Origin of the sequence: Pseudomonas sp. BN417 (assembly GCF_029871205.1) — a bacterium.
In the GTDB taxonomy this organism is placed as follows: domain Bacteria; phylum Pseudomonadota; class Gammaproteobacteria; order Pseudomonadales; family Pseudomonadaceae; genus Metapseudomonas.
Genome location: NZ_SSOJ01000087.1, coordinates 1 through 12815 on the forward strand (window position 1 = coordinate 1; position 12815 = coordinate 12815).

Below are 12815 nucleotides of genomic sequence, written 5' to 3' on the forward strand. Positions count from 1 at the left end.
TTCAGCCTGCGCCAGGCCTTCGCCGACGACCCCGAACGCTTCCAGCACTTCAGCCTCAACGCCTGCGGCCTGCTGCTGGACTTCTCGAAGAACCTGATCCGCACCGACAGCCTGGCGCTGCTGGTCAGGCTGGCCGAGGAGGCGCGGCTGGGCGATGCCATCAAGGCGATGTTCCGCGGCGAGGTGATCAACAGCTCCGAGCGCCGCCCGGTGCTGCACACCGCCCTGCGCCGGCCGATCGGCGACAAGGTCCAGGTCGAAGGCGTCGACGTGATGCCCGAGGTGCACCGCGTGCTGCACCGGATGACCGAGCTGGTGGGCCATGTGCACAACGGCCTGTGGCGCGGCTACACCGAGAAACCGATCACCGACGTGGTCAATATCGGCATCGGCGGCTCCTTCCTCGGCCCGCAGCTGGTTTCCGAAGCCCTGCTGCCGTTCGCCCAGAAGGGCGTGCGCTGCCACTACCTGGCCAATATCGACGGCAGCGAGTTCCGCGAGCTGGCCTGCAAGCTGAATGCCGAGACCACCCTGTTCATCGTCTCCAGCAAGTCCTTCGGCACCCTGGAAACCCTGAAGAACGCCCAGGCCGCCCGTGCCTGGTACCTGGCCCAGGGCGGCAGCGAGGAAGAGCTGTACCGCCACTTCATCGCCGTCTCCTCGAACCGCGAAGCGGCGGTGGCCTTCGGCATCCGCGAAGAGAACATCTTCCCCATGTGGGACTGGGTCGGCGGGCGCTACTCGCTGTGGTCCGCCATCGGCCTGCCGATCGCCATGTCCATCGGCATCTCCAACTTCAAGGAGCTGCTGTCCGGCGCCTACAGCATGGACCAGCACTTCCAGGGCACGCCGTTCGAACGCAACATCCCGGTGATCCTCGGCCTGCTCGGCGTCTGGTACGGCGACTTCTGGGGCGCGCGCAGCCACGCCATCCTGCCCTACGACTACTACCTGCGGAACTTCACCGACCACCTGCAGCAACTGGACATGGAGTCCAACGGCAAGAGCGTGCGCCAGGACGGCACGCCGGTCAGCGCCGGCACCGGCCCGGTGATCTGGGGAGGGGTCGGCTGCAACGGCCAGCACGCCTACCACCAGCTGCTGCACCAGGGCACCCAGCTGATCCCCGCCGACTTCATCGTGCCGGTGTCCAGCTACAACCCGGTGGCCGACCACCACCAGTGGCTGTTCGCCAACTGCCTGTCGCAGAGCCAGGCGCTGATGCTCGGCAAGTCCCGCGCCGAGGCCGAGGCCGAACTGCGCGCCCAGGGCCTGGCGGAGGACGAGGTGCAGCGCCTGGCGCCGCACAAGGTGGTGCCGGGCAACCGCCCGAGCAACACCCTGGTGATGGAACGCATCAGCCCGCGTCGCCTGGGCGCGCTGATCGCCATGTACGAGCACAAGGTCTATGTGCAGAGCGTGCTCTGGGGCATCAACGCCTTCGACCAGTGGGGCGTGGAGCTGGGCAAGGAGCTGGGCAAGGGCGTCTACTCGCGCCTGACCGGCCAGGACGAAGCCCCGGCCGAGGATGGCTCGACCCAGGGCCTGATCGACTTCTTCCGCGCGCGACATCGCGGCTGAGGTAACAGCCCCATCGCGAATCGATTCGCTCCCGCCCTGAACTGTGGGAGCGAATTCATTCGCGAAACCTCTGAAGTGCCAGCACGACTCCGAGCTCAATCCACCGCGGCACTCCGCTCTTCCCGCCCCGAAGGCAGGCGCTGCTGAACGATTCGGCGCAGCAGGCGTTCAAATCTCCATGGACAACCCTTGAACCGGGCAATGGCTTGGATGCACCCTTGTCGCCATCTCGGCCAAACAACAACAAGGACCTTGCCATGTACGAGATCAGCCTTCACCCCGTACCAGATGCCGTGCGCAAGCACGCCCTGATCGACAACGATGCCTACCAGCGCCTGTACCAGCAGTCCATCGAGCAGCCAGAGCTGTTCTGGGGCGAGCAGGCGACCAGCTTCCTCACCTGGTTCAAACCCTGGGACCAGGTGCACCGCGGCGACCTGAAGAAGGGCGAGGCCGAGTGGTTCAAGGGCGGCAAGCTGAACGTCGCCTACAACTGCATCGACCGTCATCTGGAACAGCGCGGCGACCAGATCGCCATTATCTGGGAAGGCGACAACCCCGCCGAATCCGCCCAGATCACCTATCGCAAGCTGCACAGCCATGTGAATCGCCTGGCCAACGTGCTGAAAAGCCGCGGCGTGAAGAAAGGCGACCGGGTCTGCATCTATATGCCGATGATTCCCGAGGCGGCCTACGCCATGCTCGCCTGCGCGCGCATCGGTGCCGTGCACTCGGTGGTGTTCGGCGGCTTCTCCCCCGATGCCCTGCGCGACCGCATACTCGACGCCGACTGCCGCACCGTGATCACCGCCGACGAGGGCGTGCGCGGCGGCAAGTACGTCCCGCTGAAGCAGAACGTCGACAAGGCGCTGAAGGATTGCCCCAATGTATCCTCGGTGGTGGTAGTCGAGCGCACCCAGGGCGAGATCGCCTGGGTCGAGGGCCGCGACATCTGGTACCACGAGGCCCTGCACGGCGCCAGCGAAGACTGCCCGCCGGAGTGGGTGGATGCCGAGGACCCGCTGTTCATCCTCTACACCTCCGGCTCCACCGGCAAACCCAAGGGCGTGCTGCACACCACCGGCGGCTACCTGCTGGGCGCGGCCATGACCCACAAGTACGTCTTCGACTACCACGAAGGCGATATCTACTGGTGCACCGCGGATGTGGGCTGGGTCACCGGCCACAGCTACATCGTCTATGGCCCCTTGGCCAACGCCGCCACCACCCTGATGTTCGAAGGCGTGCCCAACTACCCGGACGCCTCGCGCTTCTGGCAGGTGATCGACAAGCACCAGGTGAACATTTTCTACACCGCGCCCACCGCCATCCGTGCCCTGATGCGCGAAGGCGAGGACCCGGTGAAGAAGACCTCCCGCACCAGCCTGCGCCTGCTCGGCAGCGTCGGCGAACCGATCAACCCGGAAGCCTGGGAGTGGTACTACAACGTGGTGGGCGACAAGCGCTGCCCGATCGTGGACACCTGGTGGCAGACCGAGACCGGCAGCATCCTCATCACCCCGCTGCCTGGCGCCACCACCCTCAAGCCCGGTTCGGCGACGCGTCCCTTCTTCGGCGTGCAGCCGGCGCTGCTGGACGAAAAGGGCAAGGAAATCGACGGCCCAGGCTCGGGCGTGCTGGCGATCAAGGCCAGTTGGCCGAGCCAGATCCGCAGCGTCTACGGCGACCACAAGCGGATGATCGACACCTACTTCTCCGCCTACCCCGGTTACTACTTCACAGGTGATGGCGCGCGCCGTGACGAGGATGGCTACTACTGGATCACCGGCCGCGTCGACGATGTGATCAACGTCTCCGGCCACCGCATCGGCACCGCCGAAGTGGAAAGCGCCCTGGTACTGCACGACGCCGTGGCCGAAGCCGCAGTGGTCGGCTATCCACATGACGTGAAGGGCCAGGGCATCTACGCCTTCGTCACGCCGATGAAGGGGCTGGAGCCCACCGAGGAGCTGAGGAAGGAGCTGCTGGCCCTGGTCAGCAAGGAGATCGGCAGCTTCGCCAAACCGGAGCTGATCCAGTGGGCCCCGGGCCTGCCCAAGACCCGTTCGGGCAAGATCATGCGGCGGATCCTGCGCAAGATCGCCTGCAACGAGCTGGATAACCTGGGCGATACCTCGACCTTGGCCGACCCTTCGGTAGTGCAGAACCTGATCGACAAACGCCTCAACCAGTAAAGGAGTTGCAAGCCTCGAGCTGCAAGCCGCAAGCCTGCTCCCGCTTGTAGCTTGCGGCTTGCGGCTTTCCCCCATGGAATTCATTCGCCGCCGTATAGAAACCCAGATCATCGGGCTCACCGGCCTTGCCCTTGGCCAGCTCGATTTCGAGAACCCCAAGGGCGATCCCGGCCTGTTCGGACCGGACTCGGTGACCTGGAGGGTCCACGGCGACTTCACCTCGATGATGATCGGCGGCATCAGCGCCCTGCTCCTGCAGATGCTGCATCCCCTGGCCCTGGCCGGCGTCTGGGATCACTCGAACTTCCGCACGGACATGCTCGGCCGCCTGCGTCGTACCGGACAGTTCATCTCCGGCACCACCTTCGGCACCCGCAAGGACGCCGACTGGCTGATCGACAAGGTGCGCAACATCCATCTGCAGGTGGTCGGCACCGCGCCCGACGGCCGCCCCTATGCCGCCAGCGATCCCGATCTGCTGACCTGGATCCATGTGGCCGAAGTCAGCAGCTTCCTCAAGGCTCACCTGCGCTACCTCAATCCCGACCTCAGCGGCGAGGACCAGGACCGCTACTACGCCGAGATCGCCCTGGTGGCCGAGCGCCTGGGGGCACGCGACGTGCCGAAATCGCGGCGCGAGGTAGCGGAGTACCTGGAGGCCATGCGCCCACAGCTGCTCTGCGACGAGCGCAGCCTGGAGGTGGTGCGAATTCTCTTCGGCGCCCCGGCGCCCAGCGTGCCGGCCAAGCCCTTCGGCCTGCTCATGACGCAAGCCGGCATCGATCTGCTGCCCGACTGGGCCAGCGCCATGCTCGGTCTCCATCAGTCCGCCTGGCAGCGCCGACTGGTGCGGGCCGGCGTCTGGCGGATCGCCCCGATTCTGCGCTGGGCCATGCGCAACGGGGCCGTTCATCGCGCACGCCGGCGCATGGGCCTGCCGCCGCGCTGAGCGTCTGGCCGGGTCGGCAACCCTGTGCGACCATTGCAGCTTGTTCGGTCATTGCCTGACCAGATCCGCAGCCGTGAGGACAGATCCATGCAAGACGTCGTTATCGTCGCCGCCACCCGCACCGCCATCGGCAGCTTCCAGGGCGCCCTGGCCAACATCCCCGCCCCGGAACTGGGCGCCGCGGTGATCCGCCAGCTGCTGGCGCAAACCGGCCTCGACGGCGCCGAGGTGGACGAAGTCATCCTCGGCCAGGTGCTCACCGCCGGCTCCGGGCAGAACCCGGCACGCCAGGCCGCCATCCTCGCCGGCCTGCCCCATGCGGTGCCGGCCATGACCCTGAACAAGGTCTGCGGGTCCGGCCTCAAGGCCCTGCACCTGGCGACCCAGGCGATCCGCTGCGGTGATGCCGAGGTGATCATCGCCGGTGGCCAGGAGAACATGAGCCTGGCCCCCTACGTCATGCCCGCCGCGCGCACCGGCCTGCGCATGGGCCACGCCAAGCTGGTCGACAGCATGATCCAGGATGGCCTGTGGGATGCCTTCAACGACTATCACATGGGCATCACCGCGGAGAACCTTGTAGAGAAGTACGGCATCAGCCGCGAGGCCCAGGACGCCTTCGCCGCCGCCTCGCAGCAGAAGGCCTGCGCCGCCATCGAGGGCGGGCGCTTCAAGGATGAGATCACCCCGATCTTGATTCCGCAAAAAAAGGGCGACCCGGTCGCCTTCGCCACCGACGAGCAGCCTCGCGTCGGCACCACCGCCGAGTCCCTGGCCAAGCTCAAGCCCGCCTTCAAGAAGGACGGCAGCGTCACCGCCGGGAACGCCTCCAGCCTCAACGACGGCGCCGCCGCCGTGCTGCTGATGAGCGCCGCCAAGGCCGAAGCTCTGGGCCTGCCGGTGCTGGCGCGCATCAAGGGTTATGCCAATGCCGGCGTCGACCCGGCGATCATGGGCATCGGCCCGGTCTCGGCCACACGCCGCTGCCTGGAGAAGGCCGGCTGGAACCTGGCCGACCTCGACCTGATCGAAGCCAACGAAGCCTTCGCCGCGCAGTCGCTGTCGGTGGGTAAGGAGCTGGGTTGGGATGCGAGCAAGGTCAACGTCAATGGCGGCGCCATCGCCCTTGGCCACCCCATCGGCGCCTCCGGCTGCCGCGTGCTGGTGACCCTGCTGCACGAGATGATCAAGTGCGATGCAAAAAAAGGCCTGGCGACCCTCTGCATCGGCGGTGGCCAGGGCGTGGCCCTGGCGATCGAGCGCTGATAGGAGCCCGCGTCCGCAGGGTGGACAGCGCCCTTCTGTCCCCCCCCTGCGGAGTTGACCCGAAACGCGGGGGGCGTTCCTGTGGTGGTGGAATCCCTCTGCGGTTTCCACCCCGCGGCGCCCAGGCGCTCACCTCTGCGCGGCCCCCTTTGCTAAACTGCGCGCCCCTTCCATGAGACGCCGCGCATGTCCCCTGCTCTCCTCCAGGCGCTGCGCGCCGCCCTCGACTCCCGCCAGACGCTGCTGGCCGAACTGCATGCCCAGGGCTCCGATTGCTACCGGCTGTTCCATGGCAGCCAGGAAGGCGCACCCGGCCTGACGGTGGATCGCTACGGCCCGCAGTTGCTGGTACAGAGTTTCCACCAGCCGCTGGAGCGCGAGGCGCTGTTGGCGCTGGCCGCCGCCATCGATGAACACCTTGGCGAGAAGTTGCTGCTGGTCTACAACGACCGTTCCCAGGGCAATTCCCGCATCGATCGCCGCGATCCGGTCTACCAGGCCGAAGCCGCCGCGCTGGAGGACCTGGTCGGCCACGAGTGGGGTCTCAACTACCGGGTACGCGGCCGCCATTCCGGCCAGGACCCGCTGCTGTTCCTCGACCTGCGCAATACCCGCGGCTGGGTGAAGGACAACAGCGCCGGCAAGTCGGTGCTCAATCTCTTCGCCTACACCTGCGGTATCGGCCTCTGCGCGGCAGCAGGCGGGGCTGAGGAGGTATGGAACCTGGACTTCGCCGAGGGCAACCTGGCGGTGGGCCGCGAAAACGCTGCGCTGAACCCTGAACTGGCGCCGATGCGCTTCGTGCAGTCCGACTATTTCCCGGCCATCCGCCAGCTCGCCGGCCTGCCCATCGCCCGCCGCCACGGCCAGCGCCTGCCCAGCTACACGCGCCTCGAGCAGCGCCAGTTCGACCTGGTATTCCTCGACCCGCCCGCCTGGGCCAAGAGTGCCTTCGGCACGGTGGACCTTCTGCGCGACTACCAGAGCCTGCTCAAGCCCGCCCTGCTGGCCACGGCCGAAGGCGGCACCCTGGTCTGCAACAACAACCTGGCCAAGGTCGACATGGACGACTGGCGCGAACAGGTACTGCGTTGCGCGAGCAAGCTGGGCCGGCCGGTGCGCGACTGCCAGCAGTTGCCTCCCGCCGGCGACTTCCCGTCCATGGACGCGCGTCCGCCGCTGAAGACCCTGGTCCTGCAGCTCTGAGGCGCTCCCGACAACGCGAGCCAACCATCAGTCGGAACCCTGAGGCCGTGCCATAATCCAACGCATCTTTGCCGGGATAGTTGACGCCTCATGTACAAAGGATTGAAACGGGCCGCCTGCGCCCTGCTGATCGTCTTCGCGCTCTACAGCCTGCTTGGCTTTCTGATCATCCCGGGGATAGCCCTGCGGGTGGCCAACCAGCAGCTGGCCCGGTACGCCACAGTGCCCGCGCATCTGGAGCGTATCCAGCTGAACCCCTTCAGCCTGGAGCTGACCCTCTGGGGCCTGCACATTGGCGACGACAAGACCGAGCAGGCCGGCTTCGAGCGGCTCTATGCCAACCTGCAGTTGGACAGCCTCTGGTCCGGCGCCCTGCACCTGGCGGACGTCGAGTTGGACAAGTCGACCACCGAGGTGCTGTTCGCCAAGGACGGCAAGCTCAACCTGACCCAGCTGTTCAAGCTCCCGCCCAGCGAGCCCAAGCCGGAAGAGCCGACTGGCGAGCCCTTTCCCCTGCGCATCGATCGCATCGAGCTGATCGAGGGCGGCCTGCACTTCCAGGACCTGCGTCCCAGCGAACCCATCGAGTTCGTCTACGACTCGCTCAACCTGGAGCTGCACAACCTCAGCACCCTGCCCGATGACCATGCCGAGATGTCCCTCGTGGCCACCGGCCCCTACGGCGGGCGCATCGACTGGGAAGGCCAGATCAGCCTGGTGCCGTTCAGCTCCAGCGGCAAGCTGAAGCTCACCGATGGCCAATTGAAGGGCATCTGGCCCTACGTCCGGGATGCCGTGCCCCTGGTGCTGGAGAAAGGTGTGGTCAGCCTCTCCACCGACTACAGGCTGAGCCTGGCCAAAGGTACCCAGCTCAACCTGGACAAGATCTGGATCAAGGTCGCGCCCTTCGCCATCAAGGCGCCGGACAAGCGTCCGCTGGTCAATCTCGATCTGCTGGAAATCAGCGACAGCTCCCTGGACCTGGTGAAGCAGCAAGTGGTGGTTGGCAAGATCCACAGCCAGAACCTGGAAACCTGGGCCGCCCGCGAAGCCGACGGCCAGCTGGACTGGCAGAAGCTCTTCGCCAGCGAGGCCAAACCGGCCGCCAAGGCCGAAGAGAAGCCCGCCGCCGCGCAGGCCGATGCCAAGGCCGGACCCGGCAAGCCCTGGGTGGTGCTGCTGCGCGATACCCAGCTGCGTGGCTACAAGGTCCATCTGGCCGACCGGGTGCCCAAGGAACCGGTGCAATTGGAACTGGGCCCGCTGAACCTCGACCTCAAGGACTTCGACAGCCGGGGCGAGTCGCCCTTCAACCTCAGCGTCGACACAGGCCTCGGCAAGCAGGGCAAACTGCAGGCGATAGGCCAGATCCAGCTCAAGCCCACCACCGCCAGGCTGCAGGTGCAGACCCGCGACATCGACATGCGCGTGGCCCAGGCCTACCTCAGCCCCTTCGTCCGTCTGGAACTGCGCAGCGGCATGCTCGACAGCGACCTCAACGTCGAGCTGAAAAGCACCGAGCCCCTGGCCCTGGCCGTGACCGGCCGCGCCCTGGTCAACCAGATGCACACCCTGGACACCCTCAAGGAGCGCGACTTCGTCAAATGGCAGCAGCTGCTGGTGGAAGGCATCAACTACCAGCATGGCGACAGCCTGAACATCGACAAGGTGAGCCTGAACCAACCCTATGCCCGCTTCATCATCAACGAGGACCTGACCACCAACGCCAGTGACCTGGTGATCAAGCAGCCGGCCGACGCCAACGCCCAGCCCGCCGCGGCCGACGCCAAGACCGAGCCGGCCGGCAAGCCGCTCGGCATCCGCATCGGCGGCATCGAGATCAAGGACGGCTCGGCGAATTTCGCCGACTTCAGCCTGACGCCGAACTTCGCCACCGCCATCCAGCAGCTCAATGGCGAGATCGGTACCCTGGACAACCGCAATCCCAAGCCGGCCAAGGTGGCGGTGAACGGCAAGGTCGACCGTTACGCGCCGGTGACCATCAAGGGCAGCCTGAACCCCTTCGACCCCCTGGACAGCCTGGACATCGCCACCAGTTTCAAGCGCGTCGAGCTGACCACCCTGACCCCCTACTCCGGCAAGTTCGCCGGCTACCGCATCCGCAAGGGCCGGCTCAACCTCGACCTGCACTACCAGATCGAGAAGGGCCAGCTGAAGGCGAAGAACCACCTGGTGCTGGAGCAGTTGCAGCTGGGCGAGCAGGTCCAGAGCCCCAATGCGGTGGACCTGCCGGTGCGCCTGGCGGTCGCCCTGCTCAAGGATACCGAGGGCAAGATCGACATTGAGCTGCCTGTTGCCGGCAATCTCAACGACCCGCAGTTCAGCGTCGCCCCCATTGTCTGGCAGACCCTGCGCAACCTGGTGTTGCGCGCGGTGCAGGCACCCTTCAACTTCGTCGCCGGCCTGGTGGGCGGCAGCAGCGAAGACCTCGGCCAGGTGCCCTTCAAGGCCGGTAGCAGTGACCTGGATGCGGAGGCGCAGAAATCCCTGGACACCCTGGCCGAAGCCCTCAAGCAGCGCCCGGCCCTGCGCCTGGAAGTGGAAGGCTCCAGCGCCAAGGCCGCCGACGGCCCGCTGCTCGCCGAGCAGCGCCTGGAGCGCGAATACCAGAGCACCTACTACAAGATCGCCCAGCGCCGGGGCGACAAGGTGCCGGCAGAAGCCAGCCAGTTGGAGGTTCCGGACGACGAGAAAGGGCCTATGCTGGAAGGCATCTACCGCACTCGCCTGAAGCAGCAACCCCCGGCCGATTGGGCCGAGCTGGACAGCGAACCGCGCGCGGCCAAGCTACGTGAGGCAGTGCTGGCCTCCTGGGCACAGAGCGACCTGCTGCTGCGCCAACTGGGGCAGTCCCGCGCTGCCAGCATCAAGGACTACCTGGTGGAGCGCGGCGGACTCGCCGACGAACGCATTTTCCTGCTGGACGTCAGCCTGGTCGACCCCAATCAGGCCGGTGAGGTGATTACCCCGCTGCACCTCGACAGCGAGTAGGAGTTCCTATGCGCATGCTGCCGTCAGCCCTGCTGGCGCTCGCCCTGGCCACCCCGGCCGGGGCCGACACCATGCGCTGCGGCAGCAAGCTGATCAGCCTCGGCGACCGCACCTTCGAAGTCCTGCAGAAATGCGGCGAGCCGGTGCATCGCGACCTGGTCGGCTACACCCTGGGCTCCTACGACCGGCGCGAGTTCACGGTCGAGGAATGGGTCTACGGCCCCAACAACGGCATGCTCAGCATCCTCACCTTCGAGGGCAACCGCCTGGTGCGCATCGAAACCCGGCGCAACCGCTGACGCGTCAGGGGCCCCGGGTGTAGGCTGTAGGACCGAGCGTCACCCGGATATCCCCGTGAAACGTCGCGTCCTCTTCGGCCTGTCCCTGCTGCTGGCGCTGGGCACTGCGCAGGCCTCCTCCACCCTGCGTTGCAACAGCAACCTGGTCAGCCTCGACGACACCACCAACGAGGTGCTCGCCAAGTGTGGCGAACCGGTCAGCCGAAGCGATCTCGGCTACCGGGAAGTGGTCGACCAGTACCACCAGCGCAATGAAGTGCTGGTCGAGGAATGGATCTACGGCCCGCGCAACGGCATGTACCAGTTCCTCCGTTTCGAAGGCAATCGCCTGCGCAATATCAAGAGCAAGCGCGGCAACTGACAGCCGCTCGGGCGGAGTGCTAGGCTCACTACCCTCTACTCGACCTTTGGACAGGATGCCAACCCCATGAAAGCCCTCGCCTGCCTTTTCGCAGCCACCCTCCTCCTGGCCTCGCGCAGTTTCATCGGCTACTCGGAAACCAGCAGCGGCCGCCTGAGCAACGTGGACAGCACGCGCAACTGAGCGGCGCACCATGATCATCCTCCCCGCCGAGCAGCCACTGGACTGGCGGCGGCCGCCAGTCATCACCCTGTTGCTGATCCTGCTCAACACCCTGATCTACATCGGTTACCAGAGCGGCGACCAGCAGCGGGCCGAAGAAGCCCAGAGACTCTATCTGGACGGCGGCCTGCTCAATCGCGAGCGCGCCCCGTTCATCGACCACCTGGTGGAGCGCGAGAAACTCGACGCCGACCAGCGCCGTGCCGTCGACGCCATGCGCCGCCAGGATCTGGCGGCGATCATCCTGCGTGACCTGGAATTCGAGGACCGCCTGCACCGCTCGCCGGCCTACCAGGCCGACTCCGCCTGGCAGCAGACGCGCCAGAATGCCGAGGCGGCGCGCGACAGGATCAGCAGCCAGCGCTTCGGCTTCATCCCCAACAAGTTCAGTGTCCAGGGGCTGCTCGGCGCCATGTTCCTGCATGGCAGCTTCGACCACCTGCTGGGCAACATGATCTTCCTGTTCATTTGCGGCTTCGCCCTGGAGGCGGCGCTGGGCCGCTGGGTCTACCTCGGTCTCTATCTCGCGAGCGGCCTGGCCTCGCACCTGCTCTGGTGGGCCCTTGACCCGGTCTGGGTGGCGGGTATCGGCGCCTCGGGCGCGGTCTCGGGGCTGATGGGCATGACCATAGGCGTCTATGGCCTGCGCAAGATCAAGTTCTTCTACTGGCTCGGCCCGCTGATCGGCTACTTCAAGGCGCCAGCCCTGTGGATATTCCCCGCCTGGCTCGGCAAGGAGCTGTACGGCGTACTGCTGGCCAACGACCACGTGAACTACTACGCCCACCTCGGCGGCCTGGCCTTCGGCTTCCTCGCCACGTGGCTGCTGCGCTGGACGGGCTTCATCAAGGTGGACGAAGCCTACCTGAACAAGGAGGACCCGGACGCCCCGTTCAAGCGCGAACTGGCCGCCCTCGACCAACTGATCGGCCGCTTCGCCCTCGACCTGGCCGCACCCCGTGGGCTGGACCTGCTGCAACGCTATCCCGGCCGGCTGGCCCTGCTGGAGCGACTCTATCCTCTGGCCAAGAACCGCCAGGACAAAGCCCTGCTGGGCGCGGTGCTGAAACAGTTGTTCAGCCTTGCGGAACAGCCGGCCGCCCTGCCCTTGCTGCAGAAGCTGGCCGATGACGTGGCCGACCCCCAGCAACGCCTGCTGCAACACCCAGCGGTTCTGTTGCACCTGCTGCAACGCCTGCTCAAGGCCGGCGACAGCCGCCGCGCTCTGGCGCCCTGGCGCCGCCTCAGCCAGGCGAACCCGGCTCCGCCCCAGTTGCCCGGGCTTACGCTGCAGTTGGCCAAGCTACTGGGCCAGCGCGAGGATCTGCGCGGCGTGGGCGAGCTCAGCCAGTACCTGCGCCGGACCTTCCCCGACGCCGAGCAGACCCGCCAGTTGGCGCTCTACCAGCAGCACCTGGCGCGCTGAAACGAAGAAGCCCCGCGATTGCGGGGCTTTTGCCTTCGGCCGGCGTCAAAGCCGATTGCTGAAGTCGCGAACTTCCTTCTCCGCCCGATCCTTGCTCCAGCCATAGCGCTCCTGCAGCTTACCGACCAGGTACTCGCTATGACCTTCGGCCACGTCGAGATCGTCATCGGTCAGGTCGCCTCATTTTTCCTTGATGCGACCGCTGAGCTGCTTCCATTTGCCTTGGATGACATCGGTATTCATCGGTTGCTCCTCTTGCGGCGGCCGGGTCGCCTGGCAGTGGACGAACCGGCCGCCC

9 protein-coding genes and 1 pseudogene are annotated in these 12815 nt (G+C 66.3%); 9 read left to right on the plus strand and 1 reads right to left on the minus strand.

All coding sequences use genetic code 11. The features are described from left to right. The 9 genes from pgi to E8F11_RS10245 all read left to right on the plus strand — a co-directional run. Positions 1-1581: glucose-6-phosphate isomerase (gene pgi, locus E8F11_RS10205; RefSeq protein ID WP_280288726.1), on the plus strand; the 1581-nt coding region annotated here is incomplete at its 5' end. Positions 1582-1838: 257 nt separating this feature from the next. After that, entirely contained in the window at positions 1839-3776 is a 1938-nt protein-coding gene (gene acs, locus E8F11_RS10210) for an acetate--CoA ligase (protein WP_280288727.1), read from the plus strand. Positions 3777-3849: 73 nt separating this feature from the next. Further along, positions 3850-4725, plus strand: coding sequence for an oxygenase MpaB family protein (locus E8F11_RS10215; protein WP_280288728.1), 876 nt, complete (start codon positions 3850-3852; stop codon positions 4723-4725). Positions 4726-4812: 87 nt separating this feature from the next. After that, positions 4813-5991 (plus strand): acetyl-CoA C-acetyltransferase, encoded by a 1179-nt coding sequence (locus E8F11_RS10220; RefSeq protein ID WP_280288729.1) that lies wholly within the window; start codon positions 4813-4815, stop codon positions 5989-5991. 186 nt (positions 5992-6177) lie between these two features. Then, complete coding sequence (locus tag E8F11_RS10225; protein WP_280288730.1) at positions 6178-7197, plus strand: class I SAM-dependent methyltransferase; 1020 nt, start codon at positions 6178-6180, stop codon at positions 7195-7197. 90 nt (positions 7198-7287) lie between these two features. Further along, entirely contained in the window at positions 7288-10209 is a 2922-nt protein-coding gene (locus E8F11_RS10230; RefSeq protein WP_280288731.1) for a DUF748 domain-containing protein, read from the plus strand. A gap of 8 nt (positions 10210-10217) precedes the next feature. Next, on the plus strand, positions 10218-10508 hold the full coding sequence (locus tag E8F11_RS10235) for a DUF2845 domain-containing protein (protein WP_280288732.1): 291 nt from the start codon (positions 10218-10220) through the stop codon (positions 10506-10508). Positions 10509-10563: 55 nt separating this feature from the next. After that, the gene (locus E8F11_RS10240; protein WP_280288733.1) at positions 10564-10869 is read left to right on the plus strand and encodes a DUF2845 domain-containing protein; all 306 of its coding nucleotides are present in this window, start codon (positions 10564-10566) and stop codon (positions 10867-10869) included. Between the two features lie 193 nt (positions 10870-11062). Beyond that, positions 11063-12517, plus strand: coding sequence for a rhomboid family intramembrane serine protease (locus E8F11_RS10245; RefSeq protein ID WP_280288734.1), 1455 nt, complete (start codon positions 11063-11065; stop codon positions 12515-12517). A gap of 45 nt (positions 12518-12562) precedes the next feature. Here the strand turns inward: E8F11_RS10245 and E8F11_RS10250 are convergent. Further along, positions 12563-12760: pseudogene (locus tag E8F11_RS10250) on the minus strand (CsbD family protein). Between the last annotated feature and the right edge of the window lie 55 nt (positions 12761-12815).